Origin of the sequence: Agrobacterium sp. CNPSo 2736 (assembly GCF_004005385.1) — a bacterium.
Classification (GTDB): Bacteria; Pseudomonadota; Alphaproteobacteria; order Rhizobiales; family Rhizobiaceae; genus Agrobacterium; species Agrobacterium leguminum.
In genome coordinates, this window is record NZ_RZTX01000001.1 from 355,885 (window position 1) to 380,315 (window position 24,431).

At 60.7% G+C, this 24,431-nt stretch carries 23 protein-coding genes; 16 read left to right on the forward strand and 7 right to left on the reverse strand.

The genetic code is table 11. From position 1 onward, the window contains the following. Position 1: 1 nt before the first annotated feature. From EM858_RS01615 to iolG, 6 genes are all read right to left on the reverse strand, one after another. Entirely contained in the window at positions 2 to 886 is an 885-nt protein-coding gene (locus EM858_RS01615) for a MurR/RpiR family transcriptional regulator (protein ID WP_080819437.1), read from the reverse strand. Positions 887 to 961: 75 nt separating this feature from the next. Continuing rightward, positions 962 to 2,086 carry a Gfo/Idh/MocA family oxidoreductase gene (locus EM858_RS01620; protein WP_127755586.1) on the reverse strand — a complete coding sequence of 375 codons (1,125 nt, stop codon included), beginning with the start codon at positions 2,084 to 2,086 and terminating at the stop codon, positions 962 to 964. After that, complete coding sequence (locus EM858_RS01625; RefSeq protein WP_127755587.1) at positions 2,079 to 3,047, reverse strand: hydroxyacid dehydrogenase; 969 nt, start codon at positions 3,045 to 3,047, stop codon at positions 2,079 to 2,081. The genes EM858_RS01620 and EM858_RS01625 overlap by 8 nt, the downstream gene beginning before the upstream one ends. Then, positions 3,048 to 3,860: an aldolase/citrate lyase family protein gene (locus EM858_RS01630; protein ID WP_127755588.1), complete on the reverse strand. Its 813-nt coding sequence runs from the start codon at positions 3,858 to 3,860 to the stop codon at positions 3,048 to 3,050. Positions 3,861 to 3,887: 27 nt separating this feature from the next. Further along, positions 3,888 to 5,318 carry an NAD-dependent succinate-semialdehyde dehydrogenase gene (locus tag EM858_RS01635; RefSeq protein WP_127755589.1) on the reverse strand — a complete coding sequence of 477 codons (1,431 nt, stop codon included), beginning with the start codon at positions 5,316 to 5,318 and terminating at the stop codon, positions 3,888 to 3,890. A 3-nt stretch (positions 5,319 to 5,321) separates the two neighbouring features. Next, entirely contained in the window at positions 5,322 to 6,329 is a 1,008-nt protein-coding gene (iolG, locus tag EM858_RS01640; RefSeq protein WP_127755590.1) for an inositol 2-dehydrogenase, read from the reverse strand. Positions 6,330 to 6,434: 105 nt separating this feature from the next. On the opposite strand from iolG, the gene iolD reads away from it, so the two are divergent. The 16 genes from iolD (at position 6,435) to EM858_RS01720 (ending at position 23,258) form a co-directional block, all read left to right on the forward strand. Continuing rightward, complete coding sequence (gene iolD, locus EM858_RS01645; RefSeq protein WP_127755591.1) at positions 6,435 to 8,306, forward strand: 3D-(3,5/4)-trihydroxycyclohexane-1,2-dione acylhydrolase (decyclizing); 1,872 nt, start codon at positions 6,435 to 6,437, stop codon at positions 8,304 to 8,306. A gap of 1 nt (position 8,307) precedes the next feature. Then, positions 8,308 to 9,201, forward strand: a complete 894-nt coding sequence (gene iolE / locus EM858_RS01650; protein WP_127755592.1) for a myo-inosose-2 dehydratase — start codon at positions 8,308 to 8,310, stop codon at positions 9,199 to 9,201. Continuing rightward, positions 9,198 to 10,010, forward strand: a complete 813-nt coding sequence (locus tag EM858_RS01655; RefSeq protein WP_127755593.1) for an SDR family oxidoreductase — start codon at positions 9,198 to 9,200, stop codon at positions 10,008 to 10,010. The genes iolE and EM858_RS01655 overlap by 4 nt, the downstream gene beginning before the upstream one ends. Positions 10,011 to 10,014: 4 nt before the next feature. After that, on the forward strand, positions 10,015 to 11,073 hold the full coding sequence (locus tag EM858_RS01660; RefSeq protein ID WP_127755894.1) for a sugar phosphate isomerase/epimerase family protein: 1,059 nt from the start codon (positions 10,015 to 10,017) through the stop codon (positions 11,071 to 11,073). Then, a complete protein-coding gene (locus tag EM858_RS01665; RefSeq protein ID WP_245482975.1) occupies positions 11,073 to 12,236 on the forward strand; it encodes a Gfo/Idh/MocA family oxidoreductase in 1,164 nt (387 codons plus the stop codon). The genes EM858_RS01660 and EM858_RS01665 overlap by 1 nt, the downstream gene beginning before the upstream one ends. Positions 12,237 to 12,414: 178 nt before the next feature. Beyond that, on the forward strand, positions 12,415 to 12,939 hold the full coding sequence (locus EM858_RS01670) for a GNAT family N-acetyltransferase (RefSeq protein ID WP_127755594.1): 525 nt from the start codon (positions 12,415 to 12,417) through the stop codon (positions 12,937 to 12,939). Positions 12,940 to 13,022: 83 nt separating this feature from the next. Next, positions 13,023 to 13,694, forward strand: coding sequence for a response regulator (locus EM858_RS01675; protein ID WP_127755595.1), 672 nt, complete (start codon positions 13,023 to 13,025; stop codon positions 13,692 to 13,694). After that, positions 13,691 to 15,115 carry a sensor histidine kinase gene (locus EM858_RS01680; RefSeq protein ID WP_127755596.1) on the forward strand — a complete coding sequence of 475 codons (1,425 nt, stop codon included), beginning with the start codon at positions 13,691 to 13,693 and terminating at the stop codon, positions 15,113 to 15,115. The genes EM858_RS01675 and EM858_RS01680 overlap by 4 nt, the downstream gene beginning before the upstream one ends. 60 nt (positions 15,116 to 15,175) lie before the next feature. Further along, positions 15,176 to 16,171 carry a tripartite tricarboxylate transporter substrate-binding protein gene (locus EM858_RS01685; protein ID WP_127755597.1) on the forward strand — a complete coding sequence of 332 codons (996 nt, stop codon included), beginning with the start codon at positions 15,176 to 15,178 and terminating at the stop codon, positions 16,169 to 16,171. Positions 16,172 to 16,182: 11 nt separating this feature from the next. Then, a complete protein-coding gene (locus tag EM858_RS01690; protein WP_127755598.1) occupies positions 16,183 to 16,620 on the forward strand; it encodes a tripartite tricarboxylate transporter TctB family protein in 438 nt (145 codons plus the stop codon). Next, on the forward strand, positions 16,620 to 18,149 hold the full coding sequence (locus EM858_RS01695; RefSeq protein ID WP_080819423.1) for a tripartite tricarboxylate transporter permease: 1,530 nt from the start codon (positions 16,620 to 16,622) through the stop codon (positions 18,147 to 18,149). The genes EM858_RS01690 and EM858_RS01695 overlap by 1 nt, the downstream gene beginning before the upstream one ends. Before the next feature lie 5 nt (positions 18,150 to 18,154). Further along, on the forward strand, positions 18,155 to 19,066 hold the full coding sequence (prpB, locus tag EM858_RS01700) for a methylisocitrate lyase (RefSeq protein WP_127755599.1): 912 nt from the start codon (positions 18,155 to 18,157) through the stop codon (positions 19,064 to 19,066). Positions 19,067 to 19,335: 269 nt separating this feature from the next. Continuing rightward, the gene (locus EM858_RS01705) at positions 19,336 to 20,253 is read left to right on the forward strand and encodes a tripartite tricarboxylate transporter substrate-binding protein (RefSeq protein ID WP_236774992.1); all 918 of its coding nucleotides are present in this window, start codon (positions 19,336 to 19,338) and stop codon (positions 20,251 to 20,253) included. Between the two features lie 53 nt (positions 20,254 to 20,306). Beyond that, complete coding sequence (locus EM858_RS01710) at positions 20,307 to 20,780, forward strand: tripartite tricarboxylate transporter TctB family protein (protein WP_127755601.1); 474 nt, start codon at positions 20,307 to 20,309, stop codon at positions 20,778 to 20,780. A gap of 7 nt (positions 20,781 to 20,787) precedes the next feature. Beyond that, positions 20,788 to 22,287: a tripartite tricarboxylate transporter permease gene (locus tag EM858_RS01715; RefSeq protein WP_003520634.1), complete on the forward strand. Its 1,500-nt coding sequence runs from the start codon at positions 20,788 to 20,790 to the stop codon at positions 22,285 to 22,287. Between the two features lie 92 nt (positions 22,288 to 22,379). Then, positions 22,380 to 23,258 carry a GntR family transcriptional regulator gene (locus EM858_RS01720; RefSeq protein WP_127755602.1) on the forward strand — a complete coding sequence of 293 codons (879 nt, stop codon included), beginning with the start codon at positions 22,380 to 22,382 and terminating at the stop codon, positions 23,256 to 23,258. Positions 23,259 to 23,264: 6 nt separating this feature from the next. Here the strand turns inward: EM858_RS01720 and EM858_RS01725 are convergent, their stop codons facing one another. Beyond that, positions 23,265 to 24,329, reverse strand: a complete 1,065-nt coding sequence (locus tag EM858_RS01725) for a lactonase family protein (protein WP_127755603.1) — start codon at positions 24,327 to 24,329, stop codon at positions 23,265 to 23,267. Positions 24,330 to 24,431 lie beyond the last annotated feature (102 nt).

The window sequence follows — 24,431 nt, forward strand, 5'->3', positions numbered from 1 at the left end:
CCTAGAGGCCGGTCACCGTCGGAATTCGCGGCGCTGTTTCGTTCTTCTGAACCCGCGCGGCAACGGCGACGGCCAGAGCCTGCGCAAGGCACATCGGCGCGGCCAGAGACCGGGAAAAGCTGTAATCATGCTCGGGGACCGAAAACAGGACCTTTGCCGATTTTGCCAGCGGCGACAGGGTACTGTCGGAAATCGCCACGGTCGGCACACCGATCTTTTCCGCCTCCTCGACGATATTCACCACTTCCGTCGCGTAAAATCGGAACGACACCGCGATCAGCACGTCACCGGTCTTCATCGTCCGCGCCATATGGGTGGCGAGCCCGCCGCCGGGATCGAGAAGGATACATTGCTTGCCGAGCATGGTGAGGATGTAACGCAGCAGCTCCGCCACCGGTGCGGAGCGCAGCTGGCCGACAAGATAGACTGTACCGGCGGCCTCGATCAGATCGGCGGCGGTGCCGAGCTGTTCGGCGCTGATGCGTTCGAGCAGGTCCTGAAGGGAGGCGATATCCCTGACGACCAGATCGTGAAGGAAACCGTATTCCGAACGGTCCTCGCGGCTTTGCAATTCATCGTCGAGCGCGCGCACGCGCGCCTCGAAACCCGGAGCCGCCGTCGCCAGCCGTTTCTGGAACAGCGCCTGGAGTTCCTTGAAACCCTTGTAGCCCAGCGACTGCGCGAACCGCACAAAACTGGAAGCGTGGATGTTGTGCCGTTCGGCAATGGTATTGACCGAATGCACGGCGACTTCATTGGGGTTCTGCGTCAGATAAACGGAAATCCGCTGATAGGTCTTGCTCATCTGATCATGACGATCATGGATGAGGCGGATCAGTTCTTCGTAATCTTTCGGAGGGTCGACGGGCTGCGGTTGTTGCTTCATGACATGATCTTGCAATATTTATTGCGGTTTTCCAAGAGGCATGAAGGTCCGCAGCCCGCCGCTTAATCCGGGATTTCAGGGAGCGACATCCAGCCATTGCCGTGTGGATGACGAGCGCTGGATCGTCTCGACCAGGCGCTGGATGCGCAGGCCGGCGGCGAAGCCGAAAGGCTCTGGTGCCTGTCCCGCGATCGCCCGGAGATAACCTTCGATTTCGATGGCTTTCAGGTCGTTGAAGCCGAGTTGATGGCCGGGCGCGACGCAAAAGCGGCCATAGGGCGCGTGGTCAGGAGAGGCCTCTATTTTGCGGAAGCCACGGCGGCCGGCTGGATCGGCGGCGGAATAGAAATGTAGCTCGTTGAACCGCTCCTGTGTGAAATAAAGCGCACCCTTGTCGCCGTAGATCTCGAAATCATGCTGCATCTTGCGGCCGGTGGCGATCCAGTTGCCTTCGACCGAGCCCTGCGCACCATTGGCAAAACGCAGGAAGGCGCGCCCCACATCGTCCACTTCCACCTTGCGTGTGCCGCCCTTGCCATCCGGCCGCTCGGCAATCAGCGTCACGCAATCCCCCATCACTTCGGTTATCGGGCCGAGCAGGAATTCGGCTGTGGCAAGTGCGTGAGAGCCGATATCCGCAAGTGCACCGCCGCCGGCCGGGTCGTGGCGGAAGGTGAAGGCGCCGGAGGCGTCGGCCATATAATCTTCTGCATGCAGACCACGATAACCGCGTATCTTGCCGAGTTCGCCTGCCGCCACCATTTCCCGCGCCAGCCGCAGCATGGGATTGCAGAGATAGTTGAAGCCCACTTGTGTTTTGACGCCACGCGCAGCCGCAGCAGCGGCCATCTCGCCGGCATCCGCAGCAAGCGGCGCCAGCGGCTTTTCGCAATAGACATGTTTGCCGGCGGCAATGGCGGCAAGCGCCATTTCCTTATGCAGGGCGTTCGGCGCGGTGATGTCGACGAGGTCGATATCCGGATCGGTGATGATGCTGCGCCAGTCCGCCGTGGAATGGGCAAAGCCGAAATCCGCAGCTGCCCGTGCAGCCGCATCTTCGGTGATGTCGGCAACGGTGTGCAGTTCGATCCGGTAGGGGAGGTCGAAGACCTTCTGGGCAGAGGCGAAACCGAAGACATGGGCTTTGCCCATGAAGCCGGTGCCGATGAGGCCGACGCGTAGACCGGGTTTTTCAGACATGGGCAAATTCCGGATTGACGATGAGGCCGGGATCGATCGTCCCTTTCAGATAATTGACGGCGTTCTGGATGGACGCGATGGCCATCCTCTCCCCGCATTCCGTCGTAAGCCCGGCAATATGCGGCGACAGGACGGTGTTGAACTGCGATAGCAGCGGGGAGGAGCTTTCCGGCGGCTCGTCGTCGAAGACATCAAGCCCGGCCGCGCCGACATGACCCGAGGCGAGTGCTTCGCTGAGCGCCTTTTCACAAACGACACCGCCACGGGCCGTGTTTGACAGGACGACGCCGGGTTTCATCAGTGCGATTTCGGCGGCCCCGATTGCCGGGCTTGCTCCCTTGGGAATATGCACGGAAATATAGTCGGCCCAGGGCAGGCCCTCTTCCAGCGATACGGGTCTTGTTGGCCCTTCGGGCCATCCCGATTGTAGCAGGTAGGGGTCGTAGGCGCGGATATGCATGCCGAAACCCGAAGCCATTCTGGCGAGATGCCGCCCGATCCGGCCATAACCGAGGATGAGAAGGTTCTTGCCGGATATTTCCTGCTGCTCCAGCCTGTTGCGCCAGCTCCACTGCCCCGGTTCGCGAACCGCGCGGTCGGCGAGTATGGCTCGCTTTGCCGCCGCCAGCAGCAGCATCATCGCATGTTCGGCGACGGAGACGGAATTGACGTCGCCGACGATGGTGAGCGCGATGTTGCGGCGGTTGAGTTCGGCAAGATCGACGCTATCGTAACCCACCCCATGGCGGGACACCACTTTCAGCCGTCCGGCCCTGGCAATGGTGGCTGCCGAAAGCGGCTGCGTGCGAATGACGATGGCATCCGCTTCTTCGATGAAGGGAGCGTAGGAGGCTTCGGAAACGTCTTCGATATAGCGGACGGAGAAGCCGAGGGCCGGCAGGTCACGTAGCATGGCCTCGCCGGAAGGATGAAGTTTCCCGGCCACGAGAAGGTTCGGCATTCAATACCCCCCTTTGCCATCGGTTTTTTTGGCGGTCTTTTCCACCAGCCTGCGCCAGGTCGCGGTCGATTCCGTCGCAGCAGCAGCCAGCAGGCGGGAATCGCCTGATACGGTGGTCATGTCGAAACCCCATTCCACCGCGCGTGCCGCGTAATCCGCTGTGCCGCAATGGAGGGCGGCCTTGATGCCGTTGCGGTGGCAGGCATCGAGGATGCGTTTGATGGCGTCGATGACCTCGGGCTCCTCGCGGTCAAAGGCAGGTGTCAGTTGCCCTTTCGAAAGCGAGAAACTCAGGTCGGCGGGGCCGACATAAATCCCGTCGAGGCCGGGGGTGGAAGCGATCTCCTCGAGATTGTCCATCGCTTCTGCCGTTTCGATCATTGCAAATGCGAGGATTTCGTCATTGGCTTCCGCGGCATAATTGCCGCCTGCGGCGTAAACGGCGCGAGTGGGGCCGAAGCTGCGCTCCCCGAGCGGCGGGTAGCGCATGTAACGAACGAATTGCTCGGCCTGCGCCCGGTTGTTGATCATCGGGCAGATGATGCCATAAGCCCCGGCATCCAGAACCTTGGATATCCACGCCGGATCGAGCCAGGGCACCCGCGCCATCAGCACCTTGTCCGAAGCGCGCATTGCCTGGAACATGCCGAGCACGTCCTTGTAGTCGACCGCGCCGTGCTGGATGTCGATGGAGATGGCGTCATAATCCTGCGCCGCCATGATTTCGGCGCTGAACGGGCTGGCAATCGACAGCCAGCCATGCAGCACCGGGCGCCCCTCGGCCCAGATTTCCTTCAACTTGTTTTTCCGCATGATTTTCTCCTGCAAGAATATTCGTCTTCAAAAGACGATCTGGGCGAGTTTGGTTTCGAGATAATCGCTTATCCCCTCGATACCACCCTCACGCCCCATGCCGGAATGGTTGGTGCCGCCGAAAGGCGCTTCGGATGCAGCGAGCGCGAAGCTGTTGATGCCGACCATGCCGGATTTCAGTGCCGCTACCGTTCGCCGTGCCCTGTCCGGAGAACGGGTGAAGGCATAGGCGGAAAGGCCCATGTCGGAGGCGTTGGCCCGCTCCAGAACCTCGTCCTCGGTGCTGAAGCGGGTGATTGCGGCAATGGGACCGAAATTTTCTTCGGCAAAAACCTTCATCGTGTCCGTCACGCCGGTCAGTACGGTGGGCTCGAAAAAGAAACCGTGGTTCAGCTGCGACGGGCGTTTGCCGCCATGGGCGATTTTCGCGCCGGCGCGCACGGCGTCGGCGACCACCGCCTCGATGTCCTCACGGCGACCGGCATTGATGAGCGGCCCCATTCCTGTATCGGCATCAAGCCCGTCGCCAAGCCTGATCTTCACTGCCCGGGCCACGAAACCATCGACAAAGGCGTCGTGCAGGCTCTCGTGGACGAAGATGCGATCCGGCGTGACACAGACCTGGCCGCAATTGGCGAATTTGGTGGGCACGGCAAGGTCGAGCGCGTTGTCGAGATCCGCATCGTCATAAATGATGAGGGGCGCATTGCCGCCCAGTTCCATAGAGACCTTCTTCACGGTCTCAGCGGCGTCACGGATCATTTGCTGGCCGACGCGGGTGGAGCCGGTCAGCGACACCTTGCGCACCCGCTTGTCCGCCATGATCGGGCCATAGGTATCGGCGGTCGAACCGACAACCAGATTGACGGCGCCATCGGGAAAGCCGGCGGCCCTCAGGCAGTCGACCATGACCATGGCGACACCGGGCGTCTGGGATGAGGGGCGCAGCACGACGGGGCATCCGGCGGCGAGCGCGGGGGCAAGCTTGCGGGCCGGAAGGGCGGCCGGAAAATTCCAGGCGGTGAAAGCGCCGACGATGCCGACTGCTTCGCGTGTCACCTCAAATCGACCGCCGGGCACCCGGCTGTCGACGATGCGGCCATAGATGCGGCGTGCTTCTTCGGCGAACCAGCGGAACTGGTCGCAGGAAAGCGTCCATTCGCGACCCGCCTGGGCAATCGGTTTGCCGGTCTCCAGCGAGATCATCTTCGCGCCCTCATCGGCACGGCGCAACATTTCGTCGGCTGCCCGGTGCAGCGCTTCGGCACGTGCGAAGCCGCCCATGGCGCGCAGTTTCGGAAGGGCCGCGGCCGCCGCGTCGATCGCATCGCGGGTTTGATCGGCGCTGGCAAGCATCACCTCGCCGAGCACAGCGCCGGTGACCGGAGAGGCGACCTCTCCCGTTGCGGCACCGGCAAGCCAGCGGCCATTGATGAAAAGTCCAAAATTCGCGTACATGGTTTACCCGATCTCGCTTGTGTTGACGGTGCGCCCCTCGGCGACAGAGCGGATCGCCGCTTCGGCCAGAAGCAATGCCAGCCGGCCGTCTTCGAAGCCGACTTCCGGTGCCTTGCCCTGTTCCACCGCATCGACGAAGGCGCTGATTTCCGCTGCGAAGGCATCGGCATAACGGTCGATGAAGAAGTTCATCAGCGGTGCTGCCCGGTCGGTGCCGGTTTCGGTGTGGAGGCGCAGGTGATTGAGCGTCCGGTTTTCGGAAATCGCCATGCCGGCACTTCCGAAGGCTTCCACCCGCTGATCGTAGCCATAAACCGCGCGGCGCGAATTGCTGATCGTGCATTGTTTGCCCGAAGCGGTTTTCAGCACCACGGTTACGGTGTCGTAGTCGTCGCATTTTTCCATCAGCGCCGGGTCGACCAGCCGCGAACCGGTGGCGGAGACTTGGGCGATCTCTTCACCCAGAATGAAGCGGGCCATGTCGAAATCATGGATCGTCATGTCGCGGAAAATGCCGCCCGACATTTCGATATAGGCGGCGGGCGCCATGCCAGGGTCGCGCGAGGTGATGACGACCTGATGCAGATCGCCTATCGTTCCGTTTTCGACGGCCTCACGCACGGCGCGGTGTCCGCTGTCAAAACGCCGGACGAAGCCCAGCATGATCGGCACGCCGCTGCCGGCAATTTTCGTTGCACAGGCGTTGACGCGGTCGAGGGAGAGATCGATGGGCTTTTCGCAAAGCACCGGTTTTCCGGCGGCAACCGCCTTTTCCAGCAGATCCGCATGGGTGGGCGTTGAGGTGGCGATCAACACGGCGTCGACCTCAGGCGAGGCAAAAACCGCCTCGGCCGATTCAAAACGTGTCACATCAAGCTTTTCGGCAATTTCTTTCGCCGAGGGCTCGTATACATCAAAGACACCAGCCAATGTCGCGCGTGGATGAGCGACGATGTTTTCCGCATGCATGCGGCCGATACGGCCGACGCCAAGCACTGCAATTCTCAGCATTGAAATTTTCCTCCCGAGGTATTTGGCAATAATCATTGCAAAGTACAGAATTTGTCAATATGTATTCCAAAAACATATCAACAACCATCCGCAGGAGGAGGCGAGATGACCGCGAAGACTTTACGCCTGACCATGGCCCAGGCGCTAGTACGTTACCTGTGCAACCAGTTTACCGAGATCGACGGAGAGCGCGTTCCCCTGTTCGCGGGCGTGTTCGCCATTTTCGGGCACGGCAATGTCACATGCCTTTCCGAAGCTCTGGAGACGGTGCAGGACCAGTTGCCGACCTGGCGTGGGCAGAACGAACAATCCATGGCGCTTGCCGCAATCGGCTTTGCCAAGGCAAAGCGGCGCAGGCAGATCATGGTCGCTGCGACTTCGATCGGGCCGGGGGCGTTGAACATGGTGACCGCCGCCGGCGTCGCCATGGCCAACCGGCTGCCCGTTCTCCTCATTGCGGGCGACACCTTCGCAAGCCGCCTGCCGGACCCGGTTCTGCAGCAGGTCGAGCATTTCGGCGATCCGACACTGACCGTTAATGACGCGTTCAAATCCGTGGTGCGTTACTGGGACAGGATCGTGCTGCCGGAACAATTGCTGCAATCGCTGCCGCAGGCGGTCGCCACCATGCTTGATCCGGCCGATTGCGGCCCGGCTTTCATCGGTCTTGCGCAGGATACGCAGGAAATCGCTTTCGATTATCCGGCAGTCTTCTTTGAACCGAAGATCTGGAAAATTCCTCGGCCGCGTCCTGACCGTGACGCCGTGGCGACTGCCGCCCGGCTGCTGGCGCAGGCGAAACGTCCGCTCATCATTTCCGGCGGCGGCGTGCGTTATTCGCTGGCGGAAGAGCGCCTTGCCGATTTCGCTGCAAAGCGCGGCATTCCCGTGGTCGAAACCATCGCCGGCAAGGGCGCGCTCACCCATCACCACCCGGTCCATGCCGGGCCGATCGGCATCGTCGGATCAACTTCGGCGAATGCGCTGGCCAAGGATGCGGATGTCGTGCTGGCGATCGGTACCCGACTTCAGGATTTCACCACGGGTTCCTGGACGGCTTTCTCCCGCGATGCGCAGTTCATTTCCGTCAACGCCGCCCGCTTCGATGCGGTGAAACACCGGGCGTTTTCCGTGGTTGGCGATGCGCTTGAGACGATCGACGATCTGGACCACGCGCTCGGCGCCTATAAGGCCGATGCCACCCATATGCAGCGGGCCAAAACGCTGTTTGCCGAATGGGATAATCTGCTCGACGAACACCAGCGCATCACCAATGCGCCGGTTCCTTCCTATGCGCAGGTGGTTGGCGTGCTGAACCGGGTTGCGCGGCCCGAAGATACGCTGATTGCGGCGGCGGGCGGAACGCCGGGTGAGGTGACCAAGGGCTGGCGGGTCAAGAACCCGAATACGTTCGATTGCGAATTCGGGTTTTCCTGCATGGGTTATGAGATCGCTGCCGGCTGGGGCTGCTCCATGGCGCAGGAAGGGCCGGGCGGTGCCGGCGGCGTTCCAATCGTCATGCTGGGGGACGGTACCTATATGATGATGAACTCGGATATTTATTCGGCCGCGCTCACCGGGCACCGGATGATCGTGGTGGTCTGCGATAATGGCGGCTATGCCGTCATCAACCGTCTGCAACAGGCCAAGGGCGTTCCCGGTTTCAACAATCTGCTGGCAGATTGCCGCGTCAGGGACAGGGAAAATCCGCTGCATGTCGATTTCGTCAAGCATGCGGAAGCCATGGGCGCCCATGCACGCAGGGCCGAAAGCCTTGCCGATCTTGAAGACGCGGTGACCTGGGCGCAGGGCAATGATGGCGTGACTGTCATCTCCATCGTTTCCGATGCCTGGAAATGGGTGCCGGGCGATGCCGACTGGGATGTCGGTGTTCCCTCCGTCTCCAGTTTCGAGACCGTGCGTGCCGCCCGCGCCGCGCAGGAAAACATCCGCAAGGCGCAGCGAGTGGGGGTCTGAGATGAAAGCAAGACTTGGTATCGCGCCGATCGCCTGGTGGAATGACGATCTTGCCGAGCTTTCCGATGATGTGAGCCTTCAGGAATGCCTGAGGCAGGCAAGCGAAGCCGGCTTTACCGGAATGGAGACCGGGCGTCGGTTTCCGATGGATATGGCGGAGCTTGGGCCGATCCTCGACCGCTACGGCATATCGGTATGCGGCGGCTGGTTTTCCGGCCTGCTGCTGGATGGTGACATCGAGGTGGAGAAGGACCGCATCGCGCAGCAGATGGAATTCTTCATCGCCGCCGGCGCGCCCTGCATCGTTTATGGTGAAACGGCGCGCTCCATTCAGGGCGTGCGCTCCGCTCCGCTTGCCACGAAGCCCCGGCTCGACGAGGCCGGCATGGCGGCCTATTGCCGCAAGATGTCCGACTTTGCCGACTGGTGCGCGGCGAAGGGCATGCCGATTTCCTACCATCACCATATGGCGGCCGTGGTGGAGACCGAGCCGGAACTTGATCTCTTCATGAAGCACTCCTCCGTGCCCCTGCTGTTTGATGCCGGGCACATGGCCTTTGCGGGCGGCGATGTCATGCGTGTCATCGAAAACCACCATGCACGCATTACCCATGTCCACACCAAGGATATCCGGCGTGAGGTTGTCGATGCGCTGGACAGAAGCCGGGAGAGTTTCCTCGATGCCGTCATCGAGGGCGCCTTTACCGTGCCGGGTGATGGCAGTCTGGATTTCGGGGCGATCGTCAAGGCATTGGCGTCGAAAGGTTACGAGGGCTGGTTCGTGGTCGAGGCGGAGCAGGACCCGATCAGGAACCCGCCACTGGACATGGCCCGAAAGGGGCATAGGGAATTGCTGCGCGTGATGGACGCCGCTGGATATGAGGTCGTGAAATGAACCGTATTGAAGGAAAGATCGCCGTTGTTACCGGCGGAACGCAAGGGCTGGGCGCAGCGGTTGCGCAGGTGTTTGCGCAGGCGGGCGCGGCGGGGATCGTCATTGTCGGGCGCGGTGTGGAAAAGGGACAGGCGGTCGCGGATGCCATCACGCAGAAATCCGGCGTGCCGGTTGAGATGGTGGCGGCCGATCTCGGCGATATCGATGATGTCCGCAGTATCATTCCGGCGACGGACAAACGCTTCGGTCGGGTCGATATCCTCGTTAACGCGGCGGGCCTGACGGATCGCGGCAATATGCTCAACACAACGCCCGAGCTTTTCGACCGGATGTTTGCGGTCAATACGCGTGCGCCATTCTTTCTCATTCAGGATGCGACAAAGGTGATGATCCGCGAGGGTATCGAGGGCCGTGTCGTTAATGTCGGATCGATGTCGGGTCTGACAGGCCAGCCTTTCCTTGCGCCCTATGCGGCGTCCAAGGGCGCGCTTGCCACCGTCACCCGCCATGCCGGCTTTTCGCTGATGCGTCATCGAATCCATGTGAACCAGCTCGATATCGGCTGGATGAATTCCGATCACGAGCGCAAGCTTGTCCTTTCCGAGACCGGCGATCCCGGTTTCATCGACCGCGCGGCGGCGGCCAAGCCGTTCGGGCGCATCCTCGATCCGCTCGAAGTGGCCCGTGCCATCCTTTGGATGTCCTCCGACGACAGCGGCATGATGACGGGCGCGGTTATCCCCTTCGATCAGTCGGTCTATGGCGGTTACGACGACGCGCCGGTGCCGGCGAAAAAGCTGGAGGAATAAGATGATGCGGACCATCAAGGGGCCGGGTGTCTTTCTGGCGCAGTTCGCGGCCGATGAGGCGCCCTACAATTCGCTTGCCTCGCTGGCGGCGTGGGCCTCGGCCAAAGGCTTTAAGGGCGTGCAGATTCCCACCTGGGATACGCGTCTGATCGACATGAAACAGGCGGCGGAAAGCGATGCCTATTGTGATGATCTGAAGGGCATGCTCGGCGAGCACGGGCTGGAGATCACCGAACTTGCCTCCCACATTACCGGGCAGCTTGTGGCGGTGCATCCCGCCCATGACGCGATCATGGACAGTTTTGCACCGGAACATGTGCGCGGCAATCCCGCAAAGCGTCGGGCATGGGCCGAGGAACAACTGCGCTTTGCCGCCCGCGCCTCAAAGCGCCTCGGCATCGACCGCCATGTGACCTTCCCCGGGGCGCTTTTATGGCCCTATCTTTATCCTTATCCGCAATGGCCGGAAGGGCTGGTGGAGGAAGGCTTTGACGAGCTTGCCCGTCGCTGGACGCCGATCCTCGACGACTTCGACGCCCATGGCGTGGACGTCTGCTATGAAATCCATCCCAGCGAAGACCTGCATGACGGCCACAGCTGGGAGATGTTTCTCGACAAGGTCAAGGAACATCCCCGGGCGAACCTGATGTATGATCCTTCGCATCTGGTTCTGCAGGGAATGGATTATCTCGCCTTCATCGACCATTACCACGAGCGGATAAAAACCTTCCACGTCAAGGATGCCGAGTTTCGTCCAGACGGAAAATCGGGCGCCTATGGCGGTTATCAGCCCTGGTCCAAAAGGGCCGGCCGCTTCCGCAGCCCCGGCGACGGGCAGGTCGATTTCGGGGCGATCTTCACCAAGCTGACGACCTACGGTTTTGATGGCTGGGCGGTGCTGGAGTGGGAATGTTTCGTCAAGAACCCCGAAGACGGGGCGTCGGAAGGTGCGCGTTTCATCACTGACCACATCATCCGCGTTTCGGACCGTGCCTTTGACGATTTCGTCAAATCCGGCGCGAACCGCAATGCCAACCGCGCCATGCTGGGGCTGGAGGAATAATGACTATCGAAAGACCACTTCGTCTGGGCATGATCGGCGGCGGCCAGGGTGCTTATATCGGCAATATCCACCGTCCTGCCGCACGCCTTGACGGCAAATGGGTGCTTGTGGCCGGGGCCTTCGATGTCGATCCCGAAAGGGGCCGCGCCTTTGCGATCAATGAAGGGCTCGACCCGGCCCGCAGCTATGGCAGCTATCAGGAGCTGATCGCCGGCGAGGCTGCCCGCGAGGATCGTGTCGATGCGGTTGCAATCTGCACACCGAATTTCACCCACTACCCGATCGCGAAGGCGCTGATCGAGGCAGGTTTCGACGTGATCTGCGAAAAACCGCTGACCGCGACGCTGGAAGACGCCATTGCGCTGGAAAAACTGTCGCGGGAAAGCGGCCGCTTCGTTGGGGTGACCTACACCTATTCCGGCTACCCGATGGTGCATGAAGCGCGTGCGCGCGTCGCGGCGGGTGAGATCGGCGAGGTTCGCACCGTGCAGGTGGAATATCCGCTGGAATGGATGGCGACGGCCATCGAACAGCAGGGCAATGCCCAGGCGGCATGGCGCACCGACCCGAAGAAGAACGGCCGCGGCGGCTCCATCGGCGATATCGGCACCCATGCCTATCATCTGGCCGGTTTCGTGACCGGGCTGAAATTGCAGTCCCTCACCGCCGATCTCGCTACCTTCGTGGCGGGGCGGGCGCTGGATGACAATGCCCATGTGATGATGCGTTATGAGGGCGGCGCGCGGGGGCTCCTGTGGTCGTCGCAGGTGGCGCTCGGCAATTCCAACGGCGTGCGTCTGCGGGTTTTCGGCGCGACCGGTTCGTTGCAATGGTTTCAGGAACAGCCGAACGAACTCGTCTATACGCCGCTTAACGGGCGTGTGCAGACCATCAAGCGCGGCGCGGACGATCTTTCCGAAGACGCAAGGGTCCGTACCCGCACTCCGCCCGGCCACCCGGAGGGATATCTGGAGGCCTTCGCCAACCTCTATGCCGGTTTCGCGGAAGCCATCCGCGCCCGTAAGGCTGGGCGCGAACCGGCAGCCATCGGCCGCAATATCCCGCTCGCCTATGACGGTCTGAAGGGTGTGGCCTTCGTGGAGGCGGTGGTAGACAGCGCCGAGAGCACCGATCCGCGCTGGATTACCCCGGTGGCGGTATAGGCTTGCAGCCAAGGGATTATACCGGAAATCGACCTTCCGGAGAGGCCATGCCGGTCCGGAAGGTCGTGTGAATTTCTCTGCCAGGCCCCCCACCGAACCCAGAAAGGCGGAAGGAGGGGCGTGTTGCTTTGATAAAGGGATAGGGGCAGGGTGTGGCACGGCGCTGGAGGGGGTTCGCGTGTCGATCATTATAAGGACCAGACGATTACATCTGCGGAAAGTCGAGAGTGCCGATCTGGCCGCATTGAGCCGGATTTACGCTGACCCGGACTGCATGCAGTTTTATCCCAGCACCAAGTCACCTGCGCAAACCCTCGCCTGGTTTCAGGAACTGGCTTTCGATAGTTATAGCCGGTATGGCTTCGGTCTTTGGGCTGTCGTCGATCCGGTCTCGGAAGAGGTGATCGGCGATTGTGGAATTACGCTGCAGAGGACCCCTGCGGGCCGTGAACCGGAGATAGGGTATCATCTCTGGCGCGGTTTCTGGGGCAAGGGTCTGGCAACCGAAGCGGCCATCGCCTGCCGCGACTATGCCTTTCACAACCTTGGTTTGCCCAGAGTGGTCAGCATCACCACGCCCGAAAACATCCCTTCACAAAGGGTTGCGGAACGGGTGCATGACAGAAAGGAAATTTATCAGAAACGGCTTGGGGAAAGCGAAATTGTCGTAGATCGTTATCTGTATATCAGCGAGAAACGATGATCGGTCACGGTTTCAGGCAGACGATGATTTGGTTCATCTTGCGCCGAAGCTGGTCATGATGCCATGTAAGCGGAGGTTTACATTTGAAACTACTGCTGGTCGAAGACGATGCGGAGCTGGCACAGTGGCTGATAAAGGCGCTGAAGCAGCGCTACGAGTTCATGATCGATTGGGCAGATGACGGAACGGCTGCCGACCAGCGGCTTCGGCAGGAGGAGTTCGACGCCGTCATTCTGGACCTGGGGCTGCCGAAGATGGGCGGACGCGCCGTTCTCTCCGCTATGAGAGTACGCGGCGACAATACTCCGGCTCTCATCCTGACCGCTCGAGATACCCTCAGCGAACGAATAGGCACGCTTCACGAAGGCGCGGATGATTTTCTGGCCAAGCCGTTCGCAATCGAGGAACTGGAGGCACGGCTGGTCGCGCTGGTGCGCCGAGCCCATGGGCGCAATGTGGGCACCTTTTCCTGCGGTGACCTTACCTATTATTCGGCCGAGCAGCGTTTCACCCTGTGTGGCGATCCGCTTGACCTGACGCCTCGTGAGCACTCGCTCCTTCGTATCCTCGTGCAGCATGCGGGGGAACCCATGTCGAAGCAGAAGATTGTCGACCGGATGTTTTCCTATGATGCCGATATCCAACTGGAGGCAATCGAGGTCATCGCGCATCGACTGCGGAAGAAGCTCTCGAACTCGGTTCAGATCAGAACAGTGCGCGGACTGGGATACGTGCTCGAAGCGGGCGCGGCATGAGCAGCGCTGGAAGGTCCGGCAAGCCCGGACGTCCGCTCGCCCTCACGCTCGGTCTCTGGATTGTGCCGGCAATCATTCTGGCAATGGCGTCCACGCTTTGGTTCAGTGCGACGACCGTTCAGGAAATGGCCGATAGCGCCTATGATCGATCGCTTGCGGGGGCAGTCAGGGCGATCGATGCAAACATTTCCACGGAAAGCGGGGGTATCGGGGTCGAGCTTCCTTACAATCTCTTCGAGTTCTTCCAGCTGACGGCGCAGGGGAAGGTCTATTTCAACGTGTCCACGAGCGACGGCCTCGTCCAGATCGGCGATGTCCTCCTGCCAGAGACCCCGAACCTCCTGCCGGGGGAGCTTCGCTTCCATGACGGCGACTATTTCGGCGAGGCAATACGCGTCGGAGCACTCAGTCGGCCGCTCGATCCCGTTAAGCCGGACGGGACGCAGATCACCATTCAGGTTGCGGAGACGAAACTGTCGCGCACCATGTTCCAGAACGAGTTGATCTTCCGCGCCATCCTTCGTGACGTTCTCGTCGTGGTGGTTCTGGGAATGCTTATCGGCATCGGCGTCTTCATGGCGCTGAAACCGCTCAACAGGCTGCGGGAGGCGATCGATGCCCGCGAACCCGACGATCTAAGGCCGCTCGAGATCGCCGATCTACCAAAGGAGGTTCGCCCGGCTGTGGAGGCGATGAATCGGCTGATGGAGAGGAATGTCGAGCAGGCGGAACAGCAACGGCGGTTCCTGGATGATGCCTCGCACCAGCTCAGGACCCCGATGACGATCCTGCGAACCCAGATCGACTACGCGCTGCACCAGGCAAACCCCGACGAAATCCGCATGACGTTGAAGTCGTCGAAGGACGTCCTGGATCGTTCGATCCGAACGACGAACCAGCTTCTCGCGCTCGCCAAGGCCCGGACCTCCCAGGGTACGGAAACATATCCGCAGGTTTGCCTGAACGTTGCCGAGACGGTAGCCGAGAGCGTCAGGATGCTGTGGCCCCGAATCCGCGGCCGTCGCATGGACTGCGCGATAGACGCCCACGACGATGGACTGGTCATCCGCGCCAATGAGGGGCTTCTTCAGGAAGCGATGATGAACGTTCTCGACAATGCGGTCAAATATTCGCCCGAGGGCAGCCTGGTGACGGTGAAGCTCCTGCGCGACGATGGATGGGTTGTTGTGGACATCATGGACGAAGGTCCGGGCATGGAGGAGGATGAACTGGTCCATGCGGGAACACGCTTCCGCAGCGGGCATCGGGCAGCAAGCGGCAGCGGGCTGGGGCTGGCCATTGCGCTGACTGTCGCCCGCGCCAGCGGTGGTTCGCTGCAGGTCTGGAATAGAAAGGACCGGACTGGCCTTGTGGTTTCCATTCGCCTGCCTCTGGCGACTGAAAGCCAGTTGAAAGCTTGAGAGCGATATACGGGGTGCTTCGCAGATAGGAGGTCTGCGTTACTTTCTGGAGGAACATCAATGACGTTCGCATTTCGCGCCGCTCTCGGCGCCGCCCTTTCCTTTACAGCATTTTCGATTTCTTCGACGATTGCTCATGCCGACCCCAAGAATCCCGAATGCATCGCTCCTGCCCAGCCCGGCGGCGGCTTTGACATTACCTGCAAGCTTGCGCAGGCGACGCTTCAGCAATCGGGTGCGGTGAAGTCCCCCATACGCGTTTCCTATATGCCTGGCGGTATCGGCGCGGTTGCCTATAACGCCATCGTCGGACAGCGCCGTGCGGAGCCGAATGTCATTGTGGCCTTTTCCGCCGGATCGCTTCTGAATCTCGCCCAGGGCAAATTTGGCGCATATTCCGAAAAAGACGTCCGCTGGGTTGCAAGCGTCGGTACCGATTACGGTGCGGTCGTCGTCCAGGAAAGCAGCGAGTACAAGTCCCTGACAGACCTGATGGCAGCGATCAAGAAGGATCCGAAGTCCGTCATCATTGGAGCCGGCGGCACGATCGGCAGCCAGGACTGGATGAAAGCCGCGATGGCCGCTCGCGCGGCAGGTATCGATTACAAAGCCATGCGTTTTGTTGCTTTCGAGGGCGGCGGAGACTGTGCGACCGCCCTTCAGGGTGGACATGTCCATATCTGCATGAACGACGTCGGCGACAGCCAGGCGGCAATCGATGGCGGCGCGCCGCTGAAGTTGCTCGCAATCTTCTCGGAGCAGCGCCTTCCCGGCAAGCTTTCGCCGGTACCCACTGCCATCGAGCAGGGATTCGACATCAAGTGGCCGATCGTGCGCGGCTTCTATGTCGGCCCTGAAGTCACCGAGGCGGACTACCGGTGGTGGGCCGATGCCTTCGCCAAGGCCATGCAGTCTCCTGATTACGCCGCCGAGCTTCAGAAGCGCAACCTGTTTCCTCTTCCGATGACGGGCGAAGCAACGAAGACTTTCGTTGAGAAGCAGGTGGCTGCCTACAAGAAGCTTGCCGCCGACTTCGGCCTCGCGACGACCAAATAAGGGCCTGACCAATGATGACCGACCGTCTTCTGGGAGCGACCGCAATTGCGGTCGCAGCGATCATGCTCATGTTCGGATACGGGTTGCAGGCACCCTTTGCTTATGAACCGGTTGGACCCCGCGCGTTTCCGATCATCGCGGCAACGATGATCGGGCTGTGCGGTGTCATCCTGCTTCTTAAGCCGGGTAAATCCGCCGCCGAACCGGTGGGACCCATCGCTGCCATCGCCGCCCTGTCTGGCTGTCTTGCCGGATATGCCCTTCTCTTCCAATCGCTTGGTTTCGTGATTGCGACCACGATCTTCATGATCCCGATTGCGATGATCTTCGGAGCCAAATGGTGGCAGGGCGCGCTGACCGGCGTTGTGCTGGCCGTTTCGTCGTATTTGCTCTTCGACCAGCTTCTGGAGGTTGTTCTTCCTGCTGGTCCATTCGGAGGCATCGTCTGATGGATACTTTCAACTATCTCATGCATGGATTTGGGGTTGCTCTTTCGCCTGCCAACCTCCTTCTTGCCGCCCTTGGCGCCGTCGTCGGGACGATGGTTGGCGTTCTTCCCGGCTTGGGTCCAATCAACGCTGTCGCCATGCTTGTGCCGGTGGTATTTGCCCTCGGATTGCCTCCGGAGGGGTCGTTGATCCTGATGGCGGCGATCTATATCGGCTCCGAATATGGAGGCCGGATCAGCGCCATCCTGTTGAACGTGCCCGGCGAAGCTTCGGCGGTGATGACTGCTCTGGAGGGGTATCCGCTTGCGCGCCAGGGGAAAGCCGGGATCGCGCTCTCCCTCTCGGCCTGGACTTCCTTTGTCGGCTCGGCAATCGCGACTTTGGGCATCGTGGTTGCCGCTCCAATTCTTGCGACATGGGCACTGGCATTCGGACCGGTCGAATATGTCGCCCTCATGGTATTCGCTTTCGCCTGCCTGACGGGCCTTCTTACCGATCAGCCGGTGAAGGCGATGCTTGCGATTGGGCTGGGCCTCGCGATCTCCACGATCGGCATCGATGCCAACTCCGGGGTCTATCGCTACACCTTCGGCTCGCCAAATCTGGTCGATGGTGTCCAGTTCGCCACTGTCGTCATTGGTCTGTTCGCGATCAGTGAGTTGCTGATCATGCTCGACACCATGCACGGGGGCATGACCGTTCGTATCGAGCAATTGGGTCGCTCGCTCTTCAATCGGGCCGAGATGCGTTTCACCAATATGGCTGCGCTTCGCGGATCGCTGATCGGGTTCTTTGTGGGCATTTTGCCGGGTGCCGGAGGTACGGTCGCTTCCGCACTTGCCTATACGACAGAAAAGCGCGTGGTTGAAAAGAACGATCCCGAGGGCAGCCGTTTCGGTCAGGGTGACATGCGCGGCCTTGCATCCGTTGAGGCAGCCAACAACAGCGCTTCCAATTCCAATTTCATTCCCATGCTCACGCTTGGCATCCCCAGTTCCGGTACGACGGCGATCATGCTTGGCGTTCTGACGCTTTATAACCTGACACCGGGCCCGGCGCTTTTCCGTTCGCAACCTGACCTGGTCTGGGGCCTTATCGCTTCGCTCTTCATCGGCAACTTCATCCTTCTGGCGATCAACATTCCGCTCGTCGGTGTTTTTGCCAGGATGCTTTCGGTTCCGGCCTGGGTACTCGTGCCGTTCATCGTCGTCGTCAGCGCGATTGGTGTCTATTCGGGCAAGTCCACGACTTTTGACCTTGTGCTGATGGTGGCCCTCGGGGTTGGTGGGTATGTTCTGCGCCGTCTCGGTGTGCCGATGGCGCCGCTCATCCTCGGTCTCGTGCTCGGCAAGATACTGGAGCAAAGCCTGCGGCGGGCCCTGTCTCTTTCTGCCGGAGACGTCGCCATCCTCTGGTCGAGCCCGATTTCCGTCACCCTGTGGGGGATGGCCGTCGCTGTTCTTCTCGTTCCGCTGCTTTTGCCGAGGCTCGCGAAGTGGCGGCAGAAAACATCTCTGCAGATGGATTGATCAGAATGAATTATCTCGTGCCCACGGATCAGGATCGAACATCGGCAGGCGAAAGGTTGCGTCTCCTTCTGCGCGCGCCTGACATCGTCAGAATGCCAGGCGCGCACAATGGCCTTGCGGCTCTCCAGGCAAAAAAGGCGGGCTTCAAGGCGCTGTATCTGTCTGGAGCGGCGATGAGCGCCTCCATGGGGCTCCCCGATCTTGGCATCCTTACGCTGGAGGACGTGCTGTTCTTCACACGCCAGATCGTCAGGGCTTCGGGTCTTCCGCTGCTGGTCGACGGCGATACGGGCTTTGGTGAGGTCCTGAATGTCATGAACACGGTGCATCGTCTCGAAGAGGTCGGCGCGGCGGCCATCCAGATCGAAGATCAGGTGCTGCCGAAGAAATGCGGTCATCTGAATGACAAGAAGCTCGCCACCCCTGCGGACATGGCCGCAAAGATTGCGGCGGCGGCCCGGGCCCGGCGGTCTCTCGTGATCGTCGCACGGACGGACGCAGTGGCCGATGAAGGAATGGAACGGGCGATCGACCGCGCTCGTCTATATGTGAAGGCCGGAGCGGACGCCATCTTTCCTGAGGCTCTGACGACCGAAGCCATGTTCGCCGAGTTCGCAGCCGCTATGGACGGCGTTCCTCTTCTGGCCAATATGACGGAATTCGGTCGCTCTCCCCCCATGACGGCCGAAGCGCTGCAGGCGCTCGGCTACCGAATGGTTATCTGGCCAGTCTCGTCGCTCCGGGTCGCCAACAAGGCGCAGCAGGAACTTTATGCCGAGCTTGCCCGCCAGGGAGCCGTGACGGATGCCATCCACAGGATGCAGACCCGCGCCGAACTCTACGATCTGATCGACCTTGCAGGTTATGAAGCGCTTGACGCCAGCATCGTTGCAAGCAGCCTTCCGCAGGCGCAGTAGGCTCAGAAGCGTCACGCGGGCGCCAGATAAGCAAGCATCGAAACAAGCGGGCAAGGAAATGAGCCGTGACTGACCTTTCGCGCGGACCCAGTCGGCTGCGATCGATCGCTTCACAAAGAAGCACGCAATACCCATTTACTTTTATAATTATATAATGCAGTTTCTCCACGTCATACCCATGGAGGTGGGTTCACGCGATAAGGAGGATCGTCGCAATGCTTCATCTCAGAAAATTTCTCGTGGCTGCAACGGTCGCCGCCACTGCCGCGATGTCGGGGGCGAGTGCCACAATGGCTGATGGCCTCGAGTTCACCATCACCGCTCCGGCCGGCGCCGGTGGCGGGTGGGACTCGGCATCCCGCTCACTCCAGGAAGTCATGATGGCCACGGGCGCCGCAAAGAGCGTGCAGGTCGTCAACGTTCCGGGTGCCGGCGGCACCGTCGGGCTGGCGCAGTTCGTGGGGTCGGCAAAGGGCAGTCCCAAGCAGCTCCTCGTCGCGGGCATTACCCTTGTCGGCGCCAGCATATCGAACAAGTCGCCCGTGGATCTTACGCAGGTCACGCCGGTCGCCCGCTTGACAGGCGATCCGCTCGTCATCGTCGTTCCCAAGGACTCCCCGATCCAAACCATGGATGACCTGCTCAAGGCCATCAAGACTGACGTTGCCAAGGCCATCTGGGTCGGTGGGTCCGCCGGGGGCGCGGACCACATCCTTGCTGCGCTGGTCACGAAAGCCGCTGGCGAAGATCCTGCGAAGATCAACTACGTTGCCTATTCCGGTGGCGGTGAATCTCTGGCGGCCATGCTTGGCGGGCAGGCGACGGCAGGCGTTTCCGGTTACGGTGAATGGGAAGGCCAGATCAAATCCGGCGATCTCCGCGCTCTGGCTATCTCCTATCCTGAGCCTATCGAAGGAATCGAGGCCAAGCCGCTGAAAGCGCAGGGTCTTGATATCGAACTCGTCAACTGGCGCGGAGTTTTCGCCGGTCCCGGCGTCGAGGGCGCTGACCTTGAGGCTATCGAGACTGCCGTAGAGAAGACGGTGAAATCCGAACAGTGGCAGGCCGTTCTCAAGACGCGCGGCTGGACCGACTATTACGCGTCATCAGACGAATTCAAGACGTTCATCGGCTCGGAAACCGAGCGAGTGCACGGCATTCTGAAGTCCATCGGCCTCGCCGACTGATTTCTCCCAAGACCGGGATGCCCCGTCTGCGGCATCCCGGCGACGAGGAAACAATGACCAGCAAATCAGCTTTTATCCACAACCGCCCCGCGGCGGTCATCGCCATCGTGCTTTTCGCTATCGCCGCCGTGACCTACTGGGACGCAAGCCGAATGGTCGTACGGGCCACATACGGAATGAGCGCCACCGCGGCTTCATATTTCGTTGCGATCCTGTTTGCAATTCTGGCGGCCGGCCATTTGATCAGCGCGTTCAAGCCCAATGATGTCGAGAACGAGGAAGTCGACTGGAAGGCCGTCGGTTGGATCGGTCTTGCCCTGTCGGGACTGATCGCGTCCATCTGGGCAGGGGGCGGGTTCATTCTGGGATCGACGCTGCTTTTCGCCTTCACGGCGCGCGCCTTCGGCCGCAAGGCGTTCGTCACCGATATTTGTCTTGGGGCGATCCTCGGCATCGTCATCTTCCTTCTTTTCAACAAGCTTCTGACGCTCGCGTTGCCCATGGGCCCGCTTGAGCGGCTGTTCTGAGGTCGCCATGGACACCCTCATCTATCTTTTCCAGGGCTTCGCCATTGCCATCGATCCCGCGAACCTCATCTACGCGGCAATCGGGGTCATCATAGGCACGGCGGTCGGCGTGCTTCCCGGTATCGGCCCGGCGCTGACGGTTGCGCTTCTGCTTCCCGTCACTTTCAAACTCGATCCCGGCGGCTCCATCATTATGTTTGCGGGCATCTATTATGGCGGGATGTACGGTGGTTCGACGACCGCGATCCTTCTGAATACGCCCGGGGAAAGCGCGTCAGTGGTGACCGCGCTCGAAGGCAATCAGATGGCGCGCAGGGGAAGGGGCGGTCCGGCGCTCGCCACGGCTGCAATCGGATCCTTCGTCGCGGCCCTGATCGCAACGGTCGGCCTCGCATTCCTTGCGCCCGTCCTCGTTAAAGTCGCGGTCAAGTTTGGCCCGTGGGACTATTTCGGTCTCATGCTGATTGCGTTCGTCACTGTTTCGGCGACGTTCGGATCGTCGCCGCTACGTGGTCTGACGAGCTTGGCGTTTGGCCTCTGGCTCGGTCTTATGGGCATCGACCAGCTTACGGGCCAGGCACGTCTGACCTTCGGCGTTCCTGAACTTCTCGACGGGGTTGAGGTGACGACGCTCGCGGTCGGTTTGTTCGCCATAGGCGAAGCCCTGATCGTGGCTTCCCGGCATCTCTACAAGCCGGAAAAACCGATCCCGGTGAAGGGATCGATCTGGATGACGAAGGAGGACTGGAGCCGGTCGTGGAAGCCCTGGCTGCGCGGAACCTTCATCGGTTTCCCCATCGGCGCGCTGCCGGCAGGCGGCGCAGAAATCCCGACATTCCTCAGCTACAACATCGAAAGGAAGCTATCCCGCAAACCCGAGGAATTCGGCGAAGGCGCGATTGAGGGCGTTGCGGGTCCCGAAGCGGCGAACAATGCCTCCGCGGCAGGAACGCTCGTGCCGTTGCTCACGCTTGGCCTGCCTACGTCCGCGACGGCAGCAGTGATGCTTGCGGGATTCCAGCAATATAACATTCAACCAGGACCGCTCCTTTTCGCTCAGCACGCCGATCTCGTCTGGGGCCTCGTTGCGAGCCTGTTCATCGCCAACGTGATGCTGCTGGTGCTTAATTTACCGCTGGTTGGCCTCTGGGTCAGACTGCTGAAAATCCCGCTTCCATGGCTTTACGCCGGGATTCTGGTCTTCGCGTCCATGGGAACGATTGCGGCGAATCCATCCGTTGTCGAACTGCTCCTGCTGACCGGATTCGGTGTCGTCGGATTCCTCATGCGGCGTTTCGACTATCCGATCGCCCCTGCCGTCGTTGGCCTTATCCTTGGCCCTCTTGCCGACAGTGCATTGCGTCGCTCGCTTCAGATGAGCCTCGGCGATCCGATTGTCTTCTTACAACATCCGAGTTCGGCCATCATGATCGGGATCGCGGTCGTTGCTCTTGTCGCACCCTTCATCTTCCGCGGACTGTCACGTTTCCAGCAGGACGAGGATTGATTGGTGACGGCGACCCATCGCGCTATGGTAACATGACGCGATGTTCCGTAAGAGGACATCGCGAACATGCGACGAACAGGACAGGGCGGCGGATGGCTAGGAAAAGCCTGGTACCACAGATCAGCAGCAACATCATCGAGTATGTGCAGACGAACCGCATGCAACAGGGCCAGCACCTGCCATTGCAGCTGCTGGCTGATACGTTCCGGGTTTCGCGTGCGCCGATCCTGAGCGCTCTCCAGAAACTCGAAGGAGATGGTATCGTCCGGGCCGAACCAAACAGGGGCTACTTCCTTGCCGTCGACGCTGAAAATATCGCGCTTGAAACCGCCAACGACGACGCGGCGGGCGACGAGGCAATCTACTTCCGTATGGCCGAGGACCGTCTGTCGGGCAAGCTTGAAGAGCGCGTCAGCGAAAACGAGTTGATGCGCTTCTACGATGTCCCCAGAACCCGTCTCCTGAAAGTTCTGCACCGCATCGCTGACGAAGGCTGGATCGAGCGACTGCCGGGGAATGGGTGGGCGTTCCGTCAGGCTCTGACGTCCAGACAGAGTTACGAGGATGGATATGCGTTCCGGGCCGTGATCGAGCAGCAGGCGATGCTGTTGCCGACGTTCGAGCCCGACGTCGAGGGCTTGAAGCGCGCCCGCGAGGTCCAGACCGCCTTGCGCGACGGCGGTTTCGAGACCTGGTCGCGTGCCGATATCTTCAAGGCCAACAACGAATTCCATGAGATGCTCGTCGCATGCTCCCGCAACGAGTTCTTCCTCGACTCCATCAAGCGGATCAACAGGCTTCGCCGCCTCATCGAATATCACATCACCATCGACCGCAGCCGCCTGCCGAAGCAGACGGCGGAACATCTCCATATCCTCGATCTCGTCGAGGACGGGCGACGAAACGAGGCTGCGGCGTTTCTATTCACCCACATCATGGGCGCGAGCCGCATCAAGACTCCGAAGGTCTGACGTCCATCAGTCCAGCGCCTTGAAGACGATGCAGACAGGGCTCCCGACCGAGAGCACCTCATCCCTCGCAGACAGGCGACCGGTCATTGCGTCTATGTCGAACGCGGTCACGGTGTCCGAATCCTCGTTTGCCGCGAGGAGGACGCCGTTTGGAAGGATTGTGAAAAATCTCGGTGTCTTTCCGCCGGTCGCCCAATGTCCGGCAAGACGCATGTGGCCGGAGCGGTCCAGTTCGAAGACCACGATGGTGTCGCTGCCGCGATTGCTGGCATAGACGAACCGTCCGTCGCCCGATACCGCGATTTCGGCAGCGCGGCTGTTTCCGGTGAAGGTGTCGGGAAGGGTCGAGAGTATCTGGAAGGGCGAGAGGCGTCCGTTGTCGGGATCGAAACGGTACGCGGTGACAGTTGAGTCGAGCTCGTTGACAACATAGGCGAGGCGGCCATTGGAGTGGAACGCGATGTGTCTGGGACCCGAGGCCTCCCGCGTGGCGCAGGCGCTCGCTTTCCGCAAGGTTCCGCTCACCGCGTCGATCTTGTAGATGAGGACGGTGTCGGCACCCTTGTCCGGCACCGCGATCCACCGGCCACTCGGATCGAATTTCACCTGATGAGGCTTGGGCATGGCCTGCTCGACGCGATGCGGGCCGATTTCCCCGGTAACTGCGGCAAGGTCACAGACCTCGCCCAGGGCTCCGTTCTCAAGGCGCGGAAGAAGGACGATGGACGACGTAACGTGATTTGCGATGACGAGGTATCGGTTCGTCGGGTCAAAGGAGAGATCGACCGGATTACGTCCCCGTGTCGATTGCGTTCCCAGTGGCTTCAGCTTGCCCGTCGACCGTTCGATCGCGAATGACGTCACCCGATCCGAGTCGCCGTGGACGGTGTGCAGGAACTGGCCGGTTCGATCGAATGCCAGGAAGGACGGGTTTTCCATCTCGAGGAGCTGAAGGTGTTCCCACTGCATGCCGTTGCGAAGACGGTACACATTGAGGCCGTTGCCGCGCGCGTTGCGTTGCCGCGTTGTTCGCGCGCCGACATAAACGACCAGGTCGCCGCGATTTTCCATTTCTCAGGTCTCCTCCGTATGGCCCAGCACTTGTGATAAACCGGTCCTTCAAAAATCTCAATTGCATTTTATAATTATAATATGTAAACAAGGGCCGTGCCT

What these genes read in the sequence shown, in the direction of transcription:
- EM858_RS01630 (WP_127755588.1), bottom strand. Translation starts at nt 3,860, where the DNA reads ATGCGGAAAAACAAGTTGAAGGAAATCTGGGCCGAGGGGCGCCCGGTG.
- EM858_RS01705 (WP_236774992.1), top strand. Translation starts at nt 19,336, where the DNA reads ATGTCGGGGGCGAGTGCCACAATGGCTGATGGCCTCGAGTTCACCATC.
- EM858_RS01625 (WP_127755587.1), bottom strand. Translation starts at nt 3,047, where the DNA reads ATGCCGAACCTTCTCGTGGCCGGGAAACTTCATCCTTCCGGCGAGGCC.
- prpB (WP_127755599.1), top strand. Translation starts at nt 18,155, where the DNA reads ATGAATTATCTCGTGCCCACGGATCAGGATCGAACATCGGCAGGCGAA.
- EM858_RS01680 (WP_127755596.1), top strand. Translation starts at nt 13,691, where the DNA reads ATGAGCAGCGCTGGAAGGTCCGGCAAGCCCGGACGTCCGCTCGCCCTC.
- EM858_RS01685 (WP_127755597.1), top strand. Translation starts at nt 15,176, where the DNA reads ATGACGTTCGCATTTCGCGCCGCTCTCGGCGCCGCCCTTTCCTTTACA.
- iolD (WP_127755591.1), top strand. Translation starts at nt 6,435, where the DNA reads ATGACCGCGAAGACTTTACGCCTGACCATGGCCCAGGCGCTAGTACGT.
- EM858_RS01635 (WP_127755589.1), bottom strand. Translation starts at nt 5,318, where the DNA reads ATGTACGCGAATTTTGGACTTTTCATCAATGGCCGCTGGCTTGCCGGT.
- EM858_RS01690 (WP_127755598.1), top strand. Translation starts at nt 16,183, where the DNA reads ATGATGACCGACCGTCTTCTGGGAGCGACCGCAATTGCGGTCGCAGCG.
- EM858_RS01665 (WP_245482975.1), top strand. Translation starts at nt 11,073, where the DNA reads ATGACTATCGAAAGACCACTTCGTCTGGGCATGATCGGCGGCGGCCAG.
- EM858_RS01710 (WP_127755601.1), top strand. Translation starts at nt 20,307, where the DNA reads ATGACCAGCAAATCAGCTTTTATCCACAACCGCCCCGCGGCGGTCATC.
- EM858_RS01695 (WP_080819423.1), top strand. Translation starts at nt 16,620, where the DNA reads ATGGATACTTTCAACTATCTCATGCATGGATTTGGGGTTGCTCTTTCG.
- EM858_RS01725 (WP_127755603.1), bottom strand. Translation starts at nt 24,329, where the DNA reads ATGGAAAATCGCGGCGACCTGGTCGTTTATGTCGGCGCGCGAACAACG.
- iolG (WP_127755590.1), bottom strand. Translation starts at nt 6,329, where the DNA reads ATGCTGAGAATTGCAGTGCTTGGCGTCGGCCGTATCGGCCGCATGCAT.
- EM858_RS01615 (WP_080819437.1), bottom strand. Translation starts at nt 886, where the DNA reads ATGAAGCAACAACCGCAGCCCGTCGACCCTCCGAAAGATTACGAAGAA.
- EM858_RS01655 (WP_127755593.1), top strand. Translation starts at nt 9,198, where the DNA reads ATGAACCGTATTGAAGGAAAGATCGCCGTTGTTACCGGCGGAACGCAA.
- iolE (WP_127755592.1), top strand. Translation starts at nt 8,308, where the DNA reads ATGAAAGCAAGACTTGGTATCGCGCCGATCGCCTGGTGGAATGACGAT.
- EM858_RS01720 (WP_127755602.1), top strand. Translation starts at nt 22,380, where the DNA reads ATGGCTAGGAAAAGCCTGGTACCACAGATCAGCAGCAACATCATCGAG.
- EM858_RS01620 (WP_127755586.1), bottom strand. Translation starts at nt 2,086, where the DNA reads ATGTCTGAAAAACCCGGTCTACGCGTCGGCCTCATCGGCACCGGCTTC.
- EM858_RS01715 (WP_003520634.1), top strand. Translation starts at nt 20,788, where the DNA reads ATGGACACCCTCATCTATCTTTTCCAGGGCTTCGCCATTGCCATCGAT.
- EM858_RS01660 (WP_127755894.1), top strand. Translation starts at nt 10,015, where the DNA reads ATGCGGACCATCAAGGGGCCGGGTGTCTTTCTGGCGCAGTTCGCGGCC.